At 60.2% G+C, this 21,081-nt stretch carries 16 protein-coding genes; 12 read left to right on the forward strand and 4 right to left on the reverse strand.

Annotated elements, in window-relative coordinates:
- The first annotated feature begins 484 nt into the window (after positions 1-484).
- Entirely contained in the window at positions 485-1,060 is a 576-nt protein-coding gene (locus tag AC3WRD_RS19850; RefSeq protein ID WP_102620803.1) for a PadR family transcriptional regulator, read from the forward strand.
- The gene (locus AC3WRD_RS19855) at positions 1,057-1,842 is read left to right on the forward strand and encodes a siderophore-interacting protein (RefSeq protein ID WP_102620804.1); all 786 of its coding nucleotides are present in this window, start codon (positions 1,057-1,059) and stop codon (positions 1,840-1,842) included. The genes AC3WRD_RS19850 and AC3WRD_RS19855 overlap by 4 nt, the downstream gene beginning before the upstream one ends.
- Before the next feature lie 17 nt (positions 1,843-1,859).
- Here the strand turns inward: AC3WRD_RS19855 and AC3WRD_RS19860 are convergent, their stop codons facing one another.
- The gene (locus AC3WRD_RS19860; protein ID WP_102620805.1) at positions 1,860-2,498 is read right to left on the reverse strand and encodes a Pr6Pr family membrane protein; all 639 of its coding nucleotides are present in this window, start codon (positions 2,496-2,498) and stop codon (positions 1,860-1,862) included.
- Position 2,499: 1 nt separating this feature from the next.
- Positions 2,500-2,730, reverse strand: a complete 231-nt coding sequence (locus AC3WRD_RS19865; protein WP_007956650.1) for a VF530 family protein — start codon at positions 2,728-2,730, stop codon at positions 2,500-2,502.
- A 301-nt stretch (positions 2,731-3,031) separates the two neighbouring features.
- On the opposite strand from AC3WRD_RS19865, the gene AC3WRD_RS19870 reads away from it, so the two are divergent.
- The 9 genes from AC3WRD_RS19870 to cmoB all read left to right on the forward strand — a co-directional run bounded on the left by AC3WRD_RS19870 (position 3,032) and on the right by cmoB (position 14,471).
- Positions 3,032-4,393, forward strand: a complete 1,362-nt coding sequence (locus AC3WRD_RS19870) for a carbohydrate porin (protein ID WP_102620806.1) — start codon at positions 3,032-3,034, stop codon at positions 4,391-4,393.
- A gap of 120 nt (positions 4,394-4,513) precedes the next feature.
- Positions 4,514-6,925, forward strand: coding sequence for a glucose/quinate/shikimate family membrane-bound PQQ-dependent dehydrogenase (locus AC3WRD_RS19875; protein WP_102620807.1), 2,412 nt, complete (start codon positions 4,514-4,516; stop codon positions 6,923-6,925).
- A gap of 392 nt (positions 6,926-7,317) precedes the next feature.
- Positions 7,318-7,692 carry a DUF6124 family protein gene (locus tag AC3WRD_RS19880; protein ID WP_102620808.1) on the forward strand — a complete coding sequence of 125 codons (375 nt, stop codon included), beginning with the start codon at positions 7,318-7,320 and terminating at the stop codon, positions 7,690-7,692.
- Positions 7,693-8,327: 635 nt separating this feature from the next.
- Positions 8,328-10,751 (forward strand): endopeptidase La, encoded by a 2,424-nt coding sequence (lon, locus tag AC3WRD_RS19885; RefSeq protein WP_102620809.1) that lies wholly within the window; start codon positions 8,328-8,330, stop codon positions 10,749-10,751.
- A 208-nt stretch (positions 10,752-10,959) separates the two neighbouring features.
- Complete coding sequence (locus AC3WRD_RS19890; RefSeq protein ID WP_102620810.1) at positions 10,960-11,352, forward strand: protease inhibitor I42 family protein; 393 nt, start codon at positions 10,960-10,962, stop codon at positions 11,350-11,352.
- 2 nt (positions 11,353-11,354) lie between these two features.
- Entirely contained in the window at positions 11,355-11,990 is a 636-nt protein-coding gene (locus tag AC3WRD_RS19895) for a lysoplasmalogenase (protein ID WP_173861346.1), read from the forward strand.
- 132 nt (positions 11,991-12,122) lie between these two features.
- Positions 12,123-12,605, forward strand: coding sequence for a hypothetical protein (locus AC3WRD_RS19900; RefSeq protein WP_102620812.1), 483 nt, complete (start codon positions 12,123-12,125; stop codon positions 12,603-12,605).
- 205 nt (positions 12,606-12,810) lie between these two features.
- Positions 12,811-13,518, forward strand: coding sequence for a carboxy-S-adenosyl-L-methionine synthase CmoA (cmoA, locus tag AC3WRD_RS19905; protein ID WP_219737186.1), 708 nt, complete (start codon positions 12,811-12,813; stop codon positions 13,516-13,518).
- Positions 13,515-14,471, forward strand: a complete 957-nt coding sequence (gene cmoB, locus AC3WRD_RS19910) for a tRNA 5-methoxyuridine(34)/uridine 5-oxyacetic acid(34) synthase CmoB (protein WP_102620813.1) — start codon at positions 13,515-13,517, stop codon at positions 14,469-14,471. The genes cmoA and cmoB overlap by 4 nt, the downstream gene beginning before the upstream one ends.
- 58 nt (positions 14,472-14,529) lie before the next feature.
- Here the strand turns inward: cmoB and tadA are convergent, their stop codons facing one another.
- Entirely contained in the window at positions 14,530-15,027 is a 498-nt protein-coding gene (tadA, locus tag AC3WRD_RS19915; RefSeq protein ID WP_102620814.1) for a tRNA adenosine(34) deaminase TadA, read from the reverse strand.
- A complete protein-coding gene (locus tag AC3WRD_RS19920; RefSeq protein ID WP_102620815.1) occupies positions 15,027-16,403 on the reverse strand; it encodes a multicopper oxidase family protein in 1,377 nt (458 codons plus the stop codon). Before AC3WRD_RS19920 ends, tadA begins: the two co-directional genes overlap by 1 nt.
- 291 nt (positions 16,404-16,694) lie before the next feature.
- On the opposite strand from AC3WRD_RS19920, the gene AC3WRD_RS19925 reads away from it, so the two are divergent.
- Positions 16,695-20,999 (forward strand): membrane-targeted effector domain-containing toxin, encoded by a 4,305-nt coding sequence (locus AC3WRD_RS19925; RefSeq protein WP_102620816.1) that lies wholly within the window; start codon positions 16,695-16,697, stop codon positions 20,997-20,999.
- The last annotated feature ends 82 nt before the right edge of the window (positions 21,000-21,081 follow it).

Below are 21,081 nucleotides of genomic sequence, written 5' to 3' on the forward strand. Positions count from 1 at the left end.
TTTAAGGAATCGAAACATTGAAGTTCATGTCATACCGGTCGATAAGAACCGAAACATGAAAGTTCAACGCCGGGGCATGATCGACTCTTGGCTCAAGAATGTAAGCAGGCAACTTCCCACGAGCTCGTAGTTCAACAACCTCGTGACACGAAAGAAAAAACATCAAAATATAAAAATATATAAAAGCGACTGTAAGCAATACCCTACCCACAGTTAAAAAGAAAAAACATTACAACATCTAGAGTACGGCGAGACGGCACTTTCTATTGTTTTTAGAATATAAGCTCAAGCATTAATAGAGTGTGAGCTTTAACCTTCTGGTTATTCTTGTCTGGATGAACAAGTAACCCATATTCGTCCGGCTACGCTCCTTTTGCACCTGCTGACCACTCGTCAGCTGCCATTTCTTCTCGGGCAAAAAGACCTTGCCCAGCCGTAAAGATATATCTTAAGTTGTATCTAAACACGACGAGAGAAGACTGAAATGAGAGACCATCATTCCCCCCACCGCGACCACGGCGACAGCCGTGACGGCTTCGAAAAACGCCACGGCCGTGAACGCGGCGGGCGCGGCCCCCGGGTATTCGCACCGGGTGACCTGAAATTGCTGTTGCTGGCATTGATCGCCGAACAGCCCTGCCACGGCTACGACCTGATCCGCCAGATCGAAACCATGTTCGACGGCGCCTACAGCCCCAGCCCCGGCGTGATCTACCCGACCCTGACGTTTCTCGAAGAAAGCGAAATGATCACCGGCGATGCCGAGGGCGGCAAAAAGCGTTACGCGGTCACCGATGCCGGTCGCCAATCGCTGAGCGAACAGGCGGTGGCCCTCGACGGCGTGCGCATGCGCATCGATGTCAGCAAGCGCTCGTTGCGCGGCCACGACCGGCCGCCGGAAATCCATGAAGCGGTGCATAACCTGCGCCACGCCCTGCAAATGCACCACGGGCGCTGGAGCCCGGAAGAAATCCTGCGGGTGCGTGACCTGCTCAACGACACCGCCAAAGCCATTGTCGACGGCCCCGCCGTTCAACCTGCCCCGGAGAAAGCCGAATGACTGAAGTCCAGACCCAAGGCATCCACCGCGTAATGCATGAAATCAAACGCCGCCGACTCGAGGTTTTGCGAGTGGTCGATCTGACCCCGCGCATGCGCCGCATCACCCTCGGCGGGCCGGAACTGGCCGGGTTCATCAGCCTCGGTACCGACGATCACGTCAAACTGCTGTTCCCGCAGAACGCCGAACAGGCCGCCGCGCTGGAAACCCTGGTGCTCGGCGCCGGCAAGAGCGACGTACCGATGCCGGAAATGCGCGACTACACCCCGCGTCGCTATGACCTCGACAAGCTTGAGCTGGACATCGACTTCGTCCTCCACGGAGACGGCCCTGCCTCGACCTGGGCGGAACAGGCCAAGCCTGGGCAATTCCTGCACATCGGCGGCCCGCGTGGTTCGATGATCGTGCCGGACATCTTCGACAGCTACCTGCTGATCGGCGACGAAACCGCCCTGCCCGCCATCGCCCGCCGCCTCGAAGGCCTGACGGCCAATCGCAAGGCGCTGGTGGTGATCGAAGTGGAAAACGGCAAGGAGCAGCAAACGCTGGAAAGCGCGGCGCAGGTCAATGTGATCTGGGTATTGCGCGGAGACAACAAGGACAGCCTGCTGACCACCGTGAAACAGTTGCAGGTGCCAAAGGGCAATCTGTATGCGTGGGTAGCGACAGAAACGAAAGTCTCGCGGCAGATCCGCCGGGTGCTGCTCGATGAGCACGGGCTGGACGAGCAGTTTGTCAAAGCCGTCGGTTACTGGCGCGCCGAAGGCTCCGAAGAAGAGTGAAACGAGCGGCGGCGCTGTTAAAGGCGCCGCCCCTTCCAGCGATCAATCCCGATCACCAACAACGCAATCAGCACAAACCCCAGCAGAATCCCTCCTGCATTGACGAACACCTGTGGATAACCCAGCAGTGCCACGTCAATGAACAGATACGCGTAAGCCCCCAGCAGATGCCCGCGCAACAGCGCATAGGCGAAGTACACCAGCGGATAGATCAGCCATAGCGGCAGGTGCTTCAGACGCAAGCTGCCCTTCGGCACGCAAAACCACCAGTAAGCCAGGAACAGCAGCGGCATCACGTCGTGCAGCAATTCGTCGGCGAGAAACTGCCAGCCCTGCGGATGCCACAGATGCCGCAGCAAAAGGCTGTAGGCCAGGCCCACCACGGCAATGCTGACGGCAATCCCGCTGCTGACCCAGGGTTGCAGAAACCAGCGCCGTGCAGCGGATTCGCGATTCGTTACCGCGCAGGTCAGCACCACCGCCACCAGGGTGTTGGTGATCACGGTGAAGTAACTGAAGAAACTCACCAGCCCGCCCAGCAGACTGGCGCCAACGCTCAGGCGAGCGAAGAAAATCAGGTACAGCTGAATCCCCAGCCCGGCCCAGCCCAGCACCGCGGCCGAAGTGATCAGGTGTCGCCGCCGCACGGCGTTCATCTCAGAGCGGACGCTTGGTGCGCATCAACTTAACGTACAGGCGTTCGACCTTCTCCCGCGCCCATGGCGTCTTGCGCAAAAAGGTCAGGCTCGACTTGATGGTCGGATCGCTCTTGAAGCAACGGATGTCGATGCGCTCGGCCAGGCCCGACCATTCGTAGTGGGTCACCAGTGCATTGAGGATCTGTTCGAGGGTCACGCCGTGCAGCGGATCGGGGTTGTGGTCGTTCATGCCGGGCCTTTGGGCGAAGTGAAAATGCAGAAGCCGCGCACCTTAGCCGAGGGGCTGAGCCGGTGGAAGGCCTTCCTTCAAATGTAGGTGAACCGCGCAAGATCGCAGGCTCCGTCGACAGCGGCAATGTGATCGATTGCCGCACTGTTACCGAATCCGAAAGGGTTCATGTCTGCAAAAGCACTTTGTGTTTTTGTAACGGGACATTATCCTGCCGCCCTTCTGCTGAATCGCTTCACTGCCTGCGTCAAATCGTAGCGGTCAGCCCATCCCCCCAAAAAGATCAAGAAAGACCCATTTCATGCCTGATTTTCCGTTCTCCCGAGACAGCGCTATCTCAACCCTGCGCCTGATCGGCGGCTGCACCGCCCTTGGCCTCGCCACCTGCACCCAGGCCGCTCCGGCCTTCGACAGTGAATCACCGTATATGCTCGGTGACTGGAACGGCACCCGCAGCGAACTCTCGGCCAAAGGCATCGACTTCAAGCTCGACTACACCGGCGAAATGGGTAGCAACCTGCACGGCGGCTATGACCACGACCGCACTGCGCGCTACAGCGATCAATGGGGCCTCGGCACGCATCTGGACCTGCAAAAACTGCTGGGCTGGAACGACGCCGAATTCCAGTTGACCGTGACCAAGCGCAGCGGCAACAACATCAGCAACGACCGCATCAACGACCCGCGCGTCGGCGGCTTCACCTCGGCCCAGGAAGTCTGGGGCCGTGGCCAGACCACCCGCCTGACACAGATGTGGTATCAGCAGAAATTCTTCGACCAGAAGCTCGACATCAAGGTCGGCCGCTTCGGCGAAGGCGAAGACTTCAACAGCTTCCCGTGCGACTTCCAGAACCTGGCGTTCTGCGGCTCGCAGGTCGGCAACTGGGTGGGTGGCATCTGGTACAACTGGCCGGTCAGCCAATGGGCGCTGCGCGTCAAATATCACCTGACACCAGAGTTGTACGCGCAGGTCGGCGCCTATGAGCAGAACCCGTCGAACCTCGATCGCGGCAACGGCTTCAAACTCAGCGGCAGCGGCACCCAGGGCGCGATCCTGCCGATCGAACTGGTGTGGACGCCGAAACTGAACGGCCTGCCGGGCGAATACCGCGCCGGTTACTACTACAGCAACGCCAAGGCCACTGACGCCTATAAAGACAGCAACGGCCAGCCGGCGGCCCTGAGCGGCGAGGCCTATCGCAGCGCCTCCAGCAAACACGGCGTGTGGCTCGGCGTGCAGCAGCAGATCACCAGCGTCGCCAGCGACAACTCCCGTGGCCTGAGCGTGTTTGCCAACGGCACGATGCACGACAAGAAGACCAACGCCGTCGACAACTACGTTCAGGCCGGCGTGGTCTACAAAGGCCTGTTCGACGCCCGCGCCAAGGACGATATCGGCTTTGCCCTGGCTCGCGTCCACGTCAACCCGGCCTACCGCAAGAACGCCGAAGCGACCAACCAGGCCCGCGCCGTCTACGACTACGACGATCCGTCCTACCTGCCGCCGCAGGACACCGAATACAGCGCCGAACTCTATTACGGCGTGCACGTCACCAATTGGCTGACCGTGCGCCCGAACCTGCAATACATCCGCCATCCGGGTGGTGTGGACAAGGTCGATGACGCGCTGATCGGCGGGATCAAGATCCAGTCGTCGTTCTGACCGGTACCCGCAGAAGATTCACTTAGCTGAACAAGTTTTATATGAACCATGCCCGCGCCCAATCGTCATCTACAGTGACTACAGCGCGGGACTACTTGAAACGTCACGGAGAACCACACTATGAGCACCGAAAGTGCTTCGAGTCGAGGCCGTCTGCTTCCGAGCCTGCTCGGCATTCTGCTTCTACTGATGGGCCTGGCCATGCTGGCCGGGGGAATCAAGCTGAGCACGCTCGGCGGCTCGCTGTACTACCTGCTGGCCGGTATCGGCATCACGCTGACTGGCATTCTGATGCTGATGCGTCGCCGCGCAGCACTGGGCCTGTACGCCATCGTGCTGTTCGCCAGCACCGTCTGGGCGCTGTGGGAAGTCGGTCTGGACTGGTGGCAACTGGTGCCGCGTCTGGCACTGTGGTTTGTCCTCGGCTTCGTGATGCTGCTGCCGTGGTTCCGTCGTCCGCTGCTGCTTAACGGCCCGGCGCCGATGGGCACCGGCGGCCTGACCGTGGCCGTGATTCTGGCCGGCGTCACCGCTCTGGCCAGCCTGTTCACCCACCCGGGCGAAACCTTTGGCGAACTGGGTCGCGACACCGCCGACACCACCAGCACCGCGCCAGCCATGCCCGATGGCGACTGGCAGGCCTATGGCCGCAGCGAATTCGGTGACCGCTACTCGCCACTGAAGCAGATCACCCCGGCCAACGTCGGCAAGCTGCAAGAAGCCTGGCGCATCCAGACCGGCGACCTGCCGACTGCTGATGACCCGGTCGAGCTCACCAACGAAAACACTCCGCTGAAAGCCAACGGCATGCTCTATGCCTGCACCGCTCACAGTAAAGTGCTGGCGCTGGACCCGGACACCGGCAAGGAACTGTGGCGCTTCGACCCGCAGATCAAAAGCCCGGTCGGCTTCAAGGGCTTCGCCCACATGACCTGCCGTGGCGTGTCGTACTACGACGAAGCCGCGTACGCCAAGTCTGCAACTGCCGCTTCCGCCGTCATCTCCGAGGCCGGCAAAGCCGTCGCCCAGGCGTGCCCGCGTCGCCTGTACCTGCCGACCGCCGATGCCCGCCTGATCGCACTGAACGCCGACACCGGCAAGATCTGCGAAGGCTTCGGCAACAAAGGCGTGGTTGACCTGACCCAGGGCATCGGCCCGTTCACCCCGGGTGGCTACTACTCCACCTCGCCAGCCGCGATTACTCGTGATCTGGTGATCATGGGTGGCCACGTGACCGACAACGAATCGACCAACGAGCCGTCCGGCGTGATCCGCGCCTACGACGTTCGCGACGGTCACCTGGTGTGGAACTGGGACAGCAACAACCCGGACGCCACCGAACCGTTGGCCCCGGGCCAGATCTACAGCCGCAACTCGGCGAACATGTGGTCGCTGGCCAGTGTTGATGAAAAACTCAACATGGTTTACCTGCCACTGGGCAACCAGACCCCAGACCAGTGGGGCGCTGACCGCACCCCGGGCGCCGAGAAATTCAGCGCCGGCGTCGTCGCCCTGGACCTGACCACCGGTAAAGTGCGCTGGAACTACCAGTTCACCCACCACGACCTGTGGGACATGGACGTTGGCAGCCAGCCAACCCTGCTGGACATGAAAACCGCCGACGGCATCAAGCCTGCGCTGATCGCCCCGACCAAACAGGGCAGCCTGTACGTCCTCGACCGTCGTGACGGCACGCCGATCATCCCGATCAAGGAAATCCCGGTTCCGCAAGGCGCCGTGAAAGGCGACCACACCGCACCGACCCAGGCCCGTTCGGACCTGAACCTGCTGGCCCCGGAACTGACCGAAAAAGCCATGTGGGGCGCCAGCCCGTTCGACCAGATGCTGTGCCGCATCCAGTTCAAGGAATTGCGCTACGAAGGCCAATACACGCCTCCGTCGGAACAGGGCAGCCTGATCTATCCGGGTAACGTCGGCGTGTTCAACTGGGGCGGTGTTTCTGTCGACCCGGTTCGCCAGATGCTGTTCACCAGCCCGAACTACATGGCCTTCGTCTCGAAAATGGTGCCACGCGAAAAAGTCGCGGCCGGCAGCAAACGCGAGAGCGAAACCGCTGGCGTGCAACCAAACACCGGCGCGCCTTATGCGGTGATCATGCACCCGTTCATGTCGCCACTCGGCGTACCGTGCCAGGCCCCGGCCTGGGGCTACGTCGCCGGTATCGACCTGACCACCGGCAAAGTCGTCTGGAAACGCAAGAACGGCACCAGCCGCGACAGCTCGCCAATCCCGATCGGCTTCACCCTGGGTGTGCCTAGCATGGGCGGCTCGATCGTTACTGCTGGCGGCGTCGGCTTCCTCAGCGGCACCCTCGACCAGTACCTGCGCGCCTACGACGTGAACTCTGGTAAAGAACTGTGGAAATCGCGCCTGCCTGCGGGCGGCCAAGCGACCCCGATGACCTACACCGGCAAGGACGGCAAGCAATACGTCCTGCTCGTGGTGGGTGGTCACGGCTCGCTGGGCACCAAGATGGGTGACTATGTGATTGCGTACAAACTGCCGGAATAAGTTGTAACGGCAGTAAGGAAAAAGGCGATGCCCTGTGAGGGGTGTCGCCTTTTTTGTGGGCTGCGTTTTTACACTGGGTGTGTATGTCCTACAGACAGGGTGTTTGCAGGGGATGTTTCTGACATGTCGCGTCGGTTGTCGCTCGGAAACGGGATGGATAGGCTTTCGAGGTCGCTGCAAATTCAGCGAACGGGCGTCGCGGCCCGACTTCTGAGGCATAATTGCCGCCGCTTAACAGCAGCACCTCAAATGCTTGTTTATGGTGGCTGTGCGCGGGATACCTTCGGGTATGCCGAATGCCTCAGGTCGGTCCGCGAACCCGCGTACAGCTGCCACCCCTCTTTTTGCGTCGCGGCAATTAGAGGAATGGACCCATTCCTGAGGAGTAAAAAATGAAAAAACCAACACCCAATCCCCCCGAATCAAACGACGCATCGCCCTACGAATCACCAGACTCCAAAAAACTCCACGACGCTGCCGAGCGCGCGCTCGACCACTACCTGAAACCCAACACCACCACCCTGCGCTTCCACAAACCCAGCACCATGTTCCAGGTCGCACCCGATCAGGACAGTGAAAGCCTGCTGGTCCACGCCTGCGAATCACTGGCACAGGCCAGCCTCATGACCAGTGACATCGCCTCACACATCGACCTCCCGCAGCGGCGGACAATTCTGGCCATTCAGCAAATCATCATGCTGGCTGAACTGGCGGTGAATCGGGTGCTGGATAACGTCGAAGTACAGCGCTACCCAACACACAGCTGAGTCGCCCTGACGAAATCGACCTGCCAGCCACAGACCACATTCGCTGGCAGATCGATTGGGACGCGGAGCGTCCCGGGCTGCATTCCCACGCGGAGCGTGGGAACGATCACGTTACAGCCATGCGCGGGAGGGCCTACGCCCTGCCAGGTTCCATTCCCCGGTCGACCAACCCGCGCATGGCTCCCCCAAACAAACCGGATGAGCGTTAGCTCGACAACGCTTTTGATCTTGATCTACCCGCCCCTTCGGAAGGCTGAGTGGAGGTGTTCATCCGGGGATTGGCGCGCAGCGCCGTTTGGCGAAGCCGAACTCATCGACGAAGTCGATGCCCCCGGAGGGACGCCGGAGCGAAGGGACCCGAGCTTGCGAGGGCCGAACGCCGGGGCGAGACCTTTTGGTTCCTTTTGGGGCGTTTGCCAAAAGGGACTCGCCGTAAGGGCGAAACCGCCAGCCGCAGCACCCGAAGCAACGGATATTCACCCAAAACACCCAGAGCATGGTCGGCCCAAAGGCCGCCAAGCCCAAAGCCCAAACCCTGTCAAAACCCTGAACACACAAGCAGAAACATCCACCCCCATTGAAACCACCAAAACCCTGCCCCATCTAACACCCATACCCCATTGCGCAGGTGCCCCATGAGCGACCAGCAAGAATTCCCCGAGAACCCCGACGACATCACCGAAACCCAAGCCGAACACATCGAACACCACGTCCCCGGCAAAGGCCTCGCCCTGCCCGGCCAGAACCTGCCGGACAAGGTCTACATCATCCCGATCCACAACCGCCCGTTCTTCCCGGCCCAGGTCCTGCCGGTCATCGTCAACGAAGAACCCTGGGCCGAAACCCTCGAACTGGTCAGCAAATCCGACCACCACTCCCTGGCCCTGTTCTTCATGGACACGCCCCAGGAAGACCCGCGCCACTTCGACACCAAGGCATTGCCGCAATACGGCACCCTGGTCAAGGTGCACCACGCCAGCCGCGAAAACGGCAAACTGCAATTCGTCGCCCAGGGCCTGAGCCGTGTGCGCATCAAGACCTGGCTCAAGCACCATCGCCCGCCGTATCTGGTGGAAGTCGAATACCCACACCAGCCCACCGAGCCGACCGACGAGGTCAAGGCCTACGGCATGGCGCTGATCAACGCGATCAAGGAACTGCTGCCGCTCAACCCGCTGTACAGCGAAGAGCTGAAGAACTACCTCAACCGCTTCAGCCCCAACGATCCGTCGCCACTGACAGACTTCGCCGCCGCCCTGACCTCCGCCACCGGCCCCGAATTGCAGGAAGTGCTCGACTGTGTGCCGATGCTCAAGCGCATGGAAAAAGTCCTGCCGATGCTGCGCAAGGAAGTCGAAGTCGCGCGCCTGCAAAAAGAAATCTCCGCCGAGGTGAACCGCAAGATCGGCGAGCATCAGCGCGAGTTCTTCCTTAAAGAACAGCTCAAGGTCATCCAGCAGGAACTCGGCCTGACCAAGGACGACCGCAGCGCCGACCTCGAACAGTTCGAGCAGCGTCTGGAAGGCAAAGTCCTGCCGACGCAGGTGCAAAAGCGCCTTGAAGAAGAGATGAACAAACTGTCGATCCTCGAAACCGGATCGCCGGAGTACGCGGTCACCCGCAACTACCTCGACTGGGCGACCTCGGTGCCGTGGGGCGTGTACGGCGAGGACAAACTCGACCTCAAGCACGCGCGCAAGGTGCTGGACAAACACCACGCCGGTCTGGACGACATCAAGGACCGCATCCTCGAATTTCTCGCGGTCGGTGCCTATAAAGGCGAGATCAGCGGTTCCATCGTGCTGCTGGTCGGCCCGCCAGGCGTGGGTAAAACCAGCGTCGGCAAGTCCATTGCCGAATCCCTCGGCCGGCCGTTCTACCGCTTCAGCCTCGGCGGCATGCGCGACGAAGCCGAGATCAAGGGCCATCGCCGCACCTACATCGGCGCGCAGCCGGGCAAACTCGTCCAGGCGTTGAAAGACGTCGAAGTGATGAACCCGGTGATCATGCTCGACGAGATCGACAAGATGGGCCAGAGCTACCAGGGCGACCCGGCCTCGGCGCTGCTGGAAACCCTCGACCCGGAACAGAACGTCGAATTCCTCGACCACTACCTCGATCTGCGGATGGACCTGTCGAAAGTCCTGTTCGTCTGCACCGCCAACACCCTGGATTCGATTCCCGGCCCGTTGCTTGACCGGATGGAAGTGATTCGCCTGTCGGGCTACATCACCGAAGAAAAAGTCGCCATCGCCAAGCGTCATCTGTGGCCGAAACTGCTGGAAAAGGCCGGCGTGTCCAAGGGCAGCCTGAGCATCAGCGACACGGCGCTCAAAGCCTTGATCGACGGCTACGCCCGTGAAGCCGGCGTGCGCCAGCTGGAAAAGCAGATGGGCAAACTGGTGCGCAAAGCGGTGATGAAGCTGATTGATGAGCCGAAAGCGGTGATCAAGATCGGCCCGAAAGACCTCGAAGCGTCCCTCGGCCATCCGGTGTTCCGCAACGAGCAAGTGTTGTCCGGCACCGGCGTGATTACCGGTCTCGCCTGGACGAGCATGGGCGGCGCGACCTTGCCGATCGAGGCCACGCGGATTCACACCCTGAACCGAGGTTTCAAACTTACCGGGCAATTGGGCGATGTGATGAAGGAGTCGGCGGAGATCGCCTACAGCTACGTCAGTTCGCACCTGAAATCCTTCGGTGGCGATCCGAAATTCTTCGACGAGGCTTTTGTCCACCTGCATGTGCCAGAAGGCGCCACGCCGAAAGACGGCCCGAGCGCCGGCGTGACCATGGCCAGTGCCCTGCTCTCCCTCGCCCGTAATCAGCCGCCGAAAAAAGGCGTGGCAATGACCGGCGAACTGACACTGACCGGGCATGTACTGCCGATTGGCGGGGTACGTGAGAAGGTGATCGCGGCGCGGCGGCAGAAGATTTTCGAGCTGATTCTGCCGGAGCCGAATCGGGGTAACTTCGAGGAACTGCCGGATTACCTGAAGGAAGGGATCACCGTGCATTTCGCCAAGAAGTTTGCGGATGTGGCGAAGGTGCTTTTCTAACCCTACCCTGCTGATGATCGTTCCCACGCTCTGCGTGGGAATGCCGCCCGGGACGCTCTGCGTCCCTTCACAAGCGTGACGCGGAGCGTCACAGGATGCATTCCCACGCGGAGCGTGGGAACGATCACGCCAAGCTCGGCGTTGTCACACTTTGTCTCATCTTCAGTTATGCTCGCCGTTCGTCGCCAACGCCGGAGCCACTGAATCCATGTCCCCCCTTCGCCTGTTTGTCCCCCTGTCCCTCGCCCTGCTGGCCGCCTGCGCCACGCAACCGAAAACCAACGTGACCGTGGAAAAACAGAGCGAATGCCCGGTACGGCTGACCAACGGGCAAAACCTGATCGTCATGCTCCCGAGCAACCCCACTACCGGCTACCGCTGGGCCATTCAAGACTCGGCCGGCGGCGTGTTGCATGCGCTGAGCCCCGAGGTTTACAGCAGTCCGAAAGATTCCGGCATGGTCGGCGCGGGCGGTTTCTCCACCTGGCGCTTCCAGGCCTTTGCTCCCGGCACCGGGCGCTTGCGCCTGACGTCGCAGCAACCCTGGGAACCTGAAGTCGAGCCGGTGGAAACCTTTGACTGCGCGATCTCGGTGAACTGACCGTGGGCTGGCTGATCCTCGCGCTGATGGGCGCAGTGACCTTTCTCTATGGCGTCAGCACCCATGCGGCGTTGCTTTGCCTGCTGGTCAAACCGTTGCCGGTACTGGCCCTGCTCGGCTGGCTGCACGATGCGCCGCCCAGCGACTATCGCCGCTGGATCAGCCTCGGTCTGATTTTCTCGTTGATCGGCGATGTGTTGCTGGCGTGGCCGGGGGATCTGTTCGTGTTCGGCCTCGGTGCGTTTCTGGTCGCGCATCTGGCGTATCTCAAGGCTTACCTCAGCGATTGCCGGCGCCTGGCCCTGCTGCCGCTGATCCTGGCGCTCAGCGTCGGCGCCGTGCTGTTGGGCATATTGATCGGCAGCGGACTCGGGCCGTTGACCGTGCCGGTGATCGTCTACGGCACCGCCATCAGCGCCATGCTCTGGCGCGCACTGGCCCGACTCGGCAGCGGCGTACCACAACGTTCGGCACTGCTGGCGGCGGGCGGCGCAGTGGCGTTCGTGTTCTCCGACAGCGTGATCGGCATCAACCGGTTTGTCTCACCGTTCAACGCAGCGCCCTACATCATCATCCTCAGTTACTGGCTGGGGCAGTGGGGGATTGCAGCGTCGGCATTCAATCAGAAATCAAAATGATGAGAACGCTGCTTTCATCTATCGCTAAAAGCTCTTAAAAACTGTCATATCTGACAGTACCCCCGCCTCCTCCTGCGGAATTAGGATTCGAGTGGCGTCATCAACCACCTCTCTAACCCAAGGAAGAACAACATGAGCTTTTTTCAAAGCAACAAAAAACGGGGCGCTGCTCAGCGTTTCATTACTGTCAGCGCAGAAACCACTGCAACGGTTTCCAACCGAGTAGATCTTAGTACTCAGGTTGTTCAGTTCGAGGCTGACGAACACAGCAACAATGTTGTGTTCGCTTCACGGGCCAATACTGGCGATTACTCCGAGCGAAACAAAAAAGGCATCGTGCTTGTATTGGATAAAGATACCCCGACCGGCCAGTACTCAGCGACAGATCCAAAATTCCCCTCCCTTTACTATTTTGAGACGGGTGAAAATGAGAACTTCACGACTTCATATCAGTATCACGCCAAAAGCGGTTCCCTGACGTTGGAGGTCGTGGAAAACAGTACAGACAAGCTGCATTTAGAACTCGATTTTGATTTCAAGGGTGAAGACAGTAGGACAGAGGAGCTCAAGATCACCGGCAAATCGGTCTTTATCGTCCTGTTCAACGACAAATGATTCACGCTTGAATCCTGAGTGGCCAAACATCTTTATCCGTTGTTTGGCCACCCAATCATTTTTTTGAGTCATCACGCTTCGCCATCCCCTCGTTTTATCAGACACCCAAGCACCCGCGCGCTACTTTGGCTAAAATGCCGGCCTTTTCATCGACACCGCCGGAACCGCCGTGAGCAAAGAACCCGATCGCATTTTCGCCCAGCCGATGGCCCAGGTGCCTGACTTCGCCTTCAACGAAGACGTGGTGCGGGTGTTCCCGGACATGATCAAGCGTTCGGTGCCGGGCTACCCGACCATCGTCGAGAACCTCGGCGTGCTTGCGGCGCAGTTCGCTCAGCCAAACAGCGTGCTCTACGACCTCGGCGCTTCGCTGGGTGCCGTGACTCAGGCCCTGCGCCGACATGTACGCACAGACGGTTGCCGGGTGATCGCGGTGGATAACTCGGCAGCGATGGTTGAGCGCTGCCGTGAATACCTCAACGGTCAGGATTCGATGTTCCAGGAGTTGCTACCGGTCGAGGTGATTGAAGGCGATATCCTCGCCCTCGACTTCAAACCGGCCTCGGTGGTGGCGCTGAACTTCACCCTGCAATTCATCGCCCCGGAGCAGCGTACGGCGTTGCTGTCGCGCATTCGCCAATCGTTGCTGCCGGGCGGCGCGCTGATCCTGTCGGAGAAGCTGCGCTTCAACGATGCCGAGGAACACGCGCTGCTGACCGACCTGCACGTCGCCTTCAAACGCGCCAACGGCTACAGCGAACTGGAAATCGCCCAGAAGCGCAGCGCCATCGAAAACGTCATGAAGCCCGACAGCCTCGAAGAACACCGCGAACGCCTGCTGGCCGCCGGGTTCTCGAAAGTCGTGCCGTGGTTCCAGTGTCTTAACTTTGCCTCGTTGATTGCCTTGCCATGATTGATCTGTCCCCCCTCGCCCGCCGTCTGGCCGGCTCGCCGCTGGCCGAATGGGCCAACACCCTGCAAGCACAGCTCGACAAGAAAATGGAAAAGGGTCACGGCGATCTGGAGCGCTGGCAGAGTGCGCTGGACGCCTTGCCGAAAATCCAGCCGACCGAAGTCGACCTGCTCGATGGCCTGAAGCTGGACACCGATTGCGACGACGAAACCCGCGCGCAGATGCGCACCGCGCTGATGGGCCTGTCGCCGTGGCGCAAGGGGCCGTTCGATTTGTTCGGCGTACACGTCGACACCGAATGGCGCTCGGACTGGAAGTGGTCGCGAGTCGCTCCGCATCTGGACCTGAAAGGCAAACGCATCCTCGATGTCGGTTGCGGTAACGGCTATTACATGTGGCGCATGCTCGGTGCCGGCGCCGACAGCGTGATCGGCGTCGATCCGAATTGGCTGTTCTTCTGCCAGTTCCAGGCGGTGCAGCGTTATCTGTCAGAGCCGAATGCCTGGCACTTGCCGTTCCCGTTTGAAGACCTGCCGCCGAATCTGGAAGGCTTCGACACGGTGTTTTCCATGGGCGTGTTCTATCACCGTCGTTCGCCGATCGAGCATTTGCTGGCGCTGAAGGATTGCCTGGTCAAGGGTGGCGAGCTGGTGCTGGAAACGCTGGTGGTCGAAGGTGACAAGCATCAGGTGCTGGTGCCGGAAGACCGTTATGCGCAGATGCGCAACGTGTGGTTCCTGCCGTCCGTGCCGGCGCTGGAACTGTGGTTGCGTCGTGCCGGGTTTACGGATGTGAAATGCGTGGACGTGAGCACCACCACTGTTGAAGAGCAGCGTGGGACCGAGTGGATGAAGTATCAGTCGCTGAGCGATTTCCTTGATCCGGAAGATCACAGCAAGACGATCGAAGGGTTGCCGGCGCCGATGCGGGCCGTAATCGTCGCGAAGAAGTAAATCTTCCGAACACTAAAAAACTGTGGGAGTGGGCATGCTCGTTCCCACAGTTTTTTATTCAGTCTGCAGGTTTCGCGCGTCGCGCCCTGAAGAACTCAGTCAGCACCGCCCCGCACTCTTCCGCCAACACCCCGCCTTCATACAGCACTCGATGGTTGAGAAAGCCCTGAGTGAAGAACTGCCCCTGGCTCTGCACAATCCCGGCCTTGGGCTCCAGCGCGCCGTACACCACCCGCGCAATCCGTGAATGCACGATCAGCCCGGCGCACATGCTGCACGGTTCCAGCGTCACGTAGAGCGTGCTGCCCGGCAGGCGATAATTGCTGACCGCCTGAGCGGCGGCACGGATAGCAACCATCTCCGCATGCGCGCTCGGATCGCTCCCCGTGATCGGGCAGTTGAAGCCACGACCGATGATCTCGCCATCCTGCACCAGCACCGCGCCCACCGGCACTTCGCCGAGGGCCGCGCCTTCGGCTGCCAACGCCAATGCTTCACGCATGAAGTCGCGATCACGGCTGCGGTCGATGATCGCCGCGGGGCGAATCTGGCGCATCACTTCACCTCGATGGCGGCCATCAGGCCGGTTTCCATGTGGTCGATCACGTGGCAGTGGAACATCCACACACCCGGGTTATCCGCCACCAGCGCCACTTGTGCGCGCTCGTTCTTGCCCAGCAGATAAGTGTCGGTGAAGTACGGCACGATCTTGTGCCGGTTCGACGCAATCACCTTGAAGCTCATGCCGTGCAGGTGGATCGGGTGCTGGTACTGGGTCATGTTCTTCAATTCGAAAATATAGCTCTGGCCCAGTTTCAGGCTGGCAATCGGCCGGTCGGCGCAAGTCTTGTCGGTGATGTCCCAGGCCTTGCCGTTGATCTGCCACAGGCTCGGCGGCTTGCCGTTGTCGACATTCACCGACACCGAACCGACCCATTCGAAATTGAAGTTGAGTTTCTCGGCATTGGCCAGGTCCGGCTCGGCCACCGGGTTGGCGGGCAATGCCTTCGGCCATTCGGTCGGCGCGTCATTGTTGGCCACCGAACGCAGAGTGCCCAGACGCACCGGGCCGTTGCGCAGCGACAGTTCCTCACCGGCCGGCGGTGCCTTGATCGCCAGGCAGATGCGCATGCCCGGGCCGAGCCAGTATTCCTTGCCCAACGGCCGCGGCTCGACCGGGTTGCCGTCCAGCGCATAGATCTGCGCTTCGACACCAGGAATATTGATGCGATAGGTCAGGGTGTTGTCGAGGTTGAGCAGGCGCACGCGGGTGATCTGCCCGGCCGGCAGCTCGATGACCGGCGCAGGCACACCGTTGATGGTCGACAGCCGCCCCGCCGTACCGCCACGGGCCGCTTCGCGCGGAATGCTGAACTCGACGAAGTTGCCCTCGTCGTCGATGTGCCAGTTTTTCAGGCTCAGGGTTTTTTCGTATTTGAATCCGGTCGGTTCGCGCTCTTCGACAATCAACGGCCCGACCAACCCGCGACCGAGTTCCTCGCTGCTGCTGACGTGCGGGTGATACCAATAGCTGCCGGCATCCGGCACGCGGAATTTGTAATCGAAGTATTCGCCCGGCAGTACCGGCAATTGCGAGACGTACGGCACACCGTCCATTTCCAGCGGCAGGCGAATGCCGTGCCAGTGAATGGTCGTCGCGACCGGCAGATGGTTGATGAACCGTACCCGCAGCCATTCGCCCTGACGCACGCGCAACTCGGTACCCGGCGCCGACCGGCCGAACGCCCAGGCTTCGGTCTTGTGCCCTGGCACCAGCTCGACGTCCAGTGGCGCAGCGATCAACTCGTAGTCATGACCCGCGTCGGCATCGGCCATTTTGCCCAGCCAGTAACGCGACGCGCCCCCCGCGCCCACACCAACGACAACAAGACCGGCCAGGCCACCGAGGATTTGGCGACGGGTAAAGGACATGAACTCAACTACCTCACGTATCTGCGGCGGGCCCGCAGGCCCGTAAAGGGCGAATACGATACACCTGCAGATGAGAAACAGTAAGGGCAGCGCGGCGACTGGCCGCAGTTCCTCAAGATGCCAAACGGGACTCAAGCGCCCATCCCCCAGAGCTTTCGTACCCTGGCCCGATCGATTTCCCATACGTCATGCCTATTGTTCCGACACTTGATACACCCAACTGCCGACAGACCCGTCCTACGTCACCTGAAATGATCCGGGCCCTATCCGTACCACCCTCAAGGAAAGACCGTGGACACATCTGAAAACACTGCATTACCCAACGTTGCCGACAAACTGGCACTCAAGAACCTCGTGCCCGCCCTGGTTCAGGCATGTCCCGACATGTACGAAATGGCCTGCGATGTCGCCAGAGAAATCCTGCTCAAACACGGTGTGAATCATCTGGATCCCGAACAGGTTTACTGGCACCGCTTCAAGTACTCCAGCAGCAGCTGGAAAGCCTTCACGGGGTGGGAACACCATGGCGCCAGGCCAACCGAGTCCATGACGTTGCCGCAACTGGTGATCCAGCGTTTCCGCGTCGGTGACCAGGACAACTCCGACATGCTGGACGTCGACGGAGGCTTCTACACGGCCGGGCCGGACGTCGAGGACTTCGACGAGACCAATGAAGTGCGGTTGCATGGCAATGAGGTATTGAAGGATTTCTGGGCGACCAACTTTGCCGATCTTTTCAATCAGAAGGTCGCCTCGTTCTGGAAAAAGCACACCAGGACATTCCGCAGCCTGGCCAAGTGCACCTTTCTCGCCCAGGCCATGGAAGATCGCGAAGGGGGTCGGTTGTCGGACGATAACTTCCGAACCGTAATCAAGGCCGTCGCCGGCAATGTAAGCTGGCCCGTCACGCTACAGATGCTGGAAGAGGATGCGGCGCCCGCCAAGGGGATGAGTCTCAGCCTGCTGAAAGTCGGCGGTTACGTGGCGACCGATATCCTGTGCATCGCCGACGGCAATGGCCGCAAGATCCTTTACACCCCGGGGGAAGTGTGGGGTCTGCACGCCTTCGAGACGGCCAGGGACCTGCATTGGTGGCTGCTGTCGCAAACCCGAAAACCGGCAGACCGCAAACGTTTCCTCGCGCACTTTCAGGTGGCCGACCACGATGTCATGGAAGACACCTCATGGCGCGATGCCGCGAAATCGAGCTGGCTCTCGGTCTTGAATCCCGGGGTTAATCTGGTCGTCGAGATATTCCGCCCACCGCATGTCGAAAACGTCGGACTTAATCATGTCCTGGATCTATTGGTCAGCACCTGGGACTGCGCCGATCACTCTCTGATCGAACACACGAGCGACACGCTCAAGAACGATGCCTTCACCTTCCTCGCCAGCGCTACGCACACCCGAATGATCAGCGACGCCACATTCATGATGCACACCAATGGCGATCTGCGGAAAAAGCTGTGGATCGGCTATCTGAATGCTTTCGGTCGCATGTTCGGCCCGATGGCCGCTGTCGGCTGGCCCGTGGCGCTGGCTGTCGTGGGTGCCGGCATTGCCAACGTCGGGCTGCAGATTGATCAGGCGGTCAATGGCAAGACACCCGGCGAGCGCAAGGCTGCCGTGACGGGCGCCATCTTCGCGACAATCGATACCCTGTTCAACGCCACCTTCCTCAAGGGCAGTGGCCGTCTGCCAGAAATAGCCGAGGCCAGTACGGTCTTCGAACCGGAAGAAAAACTCGCCGAAGCGGTGCTTGCCCGTCCCTCTCTGCCCCCGCTGGAGGAGATCGCCCCGACACGTATCCTGCCCGCGCAGCCAGAGGATTTTCTCGCCTCATTCAAGACTGAGATCACGGAGGGCACCCGCGTCGAAACCGGCGATCCAAAATTGCAGGAGATCATCCTGGCCGCGTCGGGCAAACGGTACATTTACATGCGCCGCGTGGGGAGAGACGGCTTTTACCAGGTGCGCCATGTCGAGCAACTACGCGGCTGGGTGATTGTCGATCCCGCCAATCCTTTCTCGTTTTACCGCAATGTCCCGGTCCGTTTGAACGAAGCACTCAGATGGGAACCCGTTGCCCGCCCTGGCCTCAAGGGCGGCATGAAGATTTTCGGCAAGTGGCCCTTCGGACACACCGCCGACCCGCTGCCCGAAGTGGAGGTGCAGCCGCTGGCGTATGACGTCCCGCAGACCTCACGGCCGGCGTTGCAACCTGTTGCCGAAGCGCAGGTGGACGATTTCCCCCTGGATCCTCAGGACAGCAGCGACCGCCTCTACCAAGACTTCAAAACCTTGCGTCGCGGCCTGTACGACGATGCCATCGGCGCCTATGCCAGCGCCGAGTTCCCGCCGCGGCCGCTGGTTCCAGCCTTCAAACCCACGACACCGTTCACTGAAATGACCAAGCGTCTGTTCAAGGACGGCACCGGTCTGGTGATCGGTCAGGACAGCTCGGTGATCGGTGCCCGAAAGCTACTGGTCGAGAACCTCAAGGCACTGAACAAGCAAAAAGTCAGAACCCTTTACCTGGATCACTTGCTCACGGACTTCCATCAAACGGATCTGGATGTTCTCCATCAGACCGGCAAGATGCCGCCCGCCCTCGAACGATATCTGAAGACTTTGGACGTTCGGTTCAAGACCGATCCGGCCGGACCGCACTCCTACACCGAACTGGTAAAAAACGCACAGAAAAACCACATCCGCGTGCAAGCCATCGACAGCATGGCCAGCGGGCGTTTCCCACGGATGGAGGGCACAACCGAGGCCAGCAGCCGGAAAATGATGAACTACTACTCGGACACCGTGATTCAGGCTGACCAGGCCGCGCGGGGTTCTCATCGCTGGATAGCTCTGGTCGATGAGGCTCGTGCCAGCCGCTTCGACACGGTCGCCGGGCTGAGTGAGCTGGAAGGAACGGTCGCACTGCGTGTCGAGGAAAGCGCGCTCGGTCAGACTCAGGGACTGACCACCGACCCGGGAAAAAAGATCAAGGACATCCTGGGACGTCCCTTGGACGAGTTGAAAAGTGACCTGCGCCTGCAACTGGGCGCCCCGCCACCGACGGCAACCGCTCGCTCACTGGAGGAGGCGTTGCCCAAGCCTGGCATGTTCATGGTGCAGGAGCCTTCCACCCTTGTTCACCGAAGCGGCGATGGCAGCCTGGTGCGCACGCCGATCCAGCAGGACACCGCCGGTTTCTCCATCCTCCGGCCTAAGTGGTCAGCCGTCAGCGGACGTCACTTCGACAGCCTGCATGAATTGCTGGAAGCCATTGAACATGAAGGTCTCACACAGGTACGCGTGCGTATTGACCCAACCGCCACGCCCGGTCAGTTGCCAGACATTCAACCGTCCATCCCGGTGACAGAAGCGCCGCCCGCCCCGGACTTGATGGTCAAGGATCCACCTCGCTTTACCTCGCCGTATGAGATTCCGGTGCAGGCGCGGGCGGAACTGAAAAATGTTGCCCGGGGCAACGACAGCCATCTGCTGGGCGACGCCTTCAAGTCATGGAGCGGCAACTCGCCTCTCGACACTTTCAAGACGCTGCGTGGGCAACTGCACGAGGCGGCGGTGCGCTTCTATGCCGAATTGCGCCTGCCGGTGCGCCCATCGATGGAACCATTGAAATCAGGACTGTCGGGAGAAACCTTCATCGAACAGGTATTCGCGGAGTTTCGAGGACTGGTCATAGGTGAGAGTCATTCCGGTGTCGGCAGCAAACAATGGCTGATCGACAATATGCAAACCCTGGCCAACAAAGGTGTGAAGACCCTCTACTCCGAGCACCTGCTCACGGACTTTCACCAGGCCGCGCTGGACAATTACGCCAGGACTTCGGTCATGCCGCGGGATCTGGAGAACTACCTGATTCAGCTCGACAACGGTCACATGACCGATCCGCTGCAACGCTACACCTTTCTCAATCTGGTCAAGGAAGCCAATCGCAACGGAATACGCGTTCAGGCCCTCGATTGCCTGGCCAGCTATCGGGTTGAAGGAATGAGAACGGCTGACCTGTCGGCGCGCCAGAGAATGATGAACTACTACGCTCACACCGTGATCGAGGCCGACCAGGCGGCTCGTGGGCCGAATAACTGGGTGGCGCTGGTGGGAAATTCCCACTCCAACACCTTTGAAGGCGTTGCCGGTGTCAGTGAGCTGGAAGGCGCCGTCGGTCTGCGCGCCGAAGATATCGCTGAAGGTCAGTCCGGTGGTATCGAAGCGGATCCCGGTAAAAGTCTCGGCGATCAAATGGGCAAGAATGAGGCGCTCGTCAAAGGCGACCTGCGCCTGCAAGTCGAAACGCCGTGGTATGCGCGGACGAACTCAGAGATTGAACAGTTACTTTCCCGACCTGGCATGTATACCTTGACCAAGAAACTGCGCAACACACTCCTGGTTCATCGCAGCCGCACCAACCTGATCGTGGAAACTGATATTCGCTTCGAATCCGACCGCGTATTCATTGAACGGCCCGAATGGCCCACCGTGCATGAAAAACGCTTCGCCAATCTCCAGGCGCTGCTGAAGGCCCTCGATGAACGAGGCATGAAACTGGCCGGCTGGTCCAAGCCGTTGTAATCGACGTCTGATCGCCAGAAACAGAAAAGCCGCGTGAAACATTGTTTCACGCGGCTTTTTGTTGATCCGGCTTCAAGCCATC

The organism is Pseudomonas sp. FW215-R2 (genome assembly GCF_058789255.1).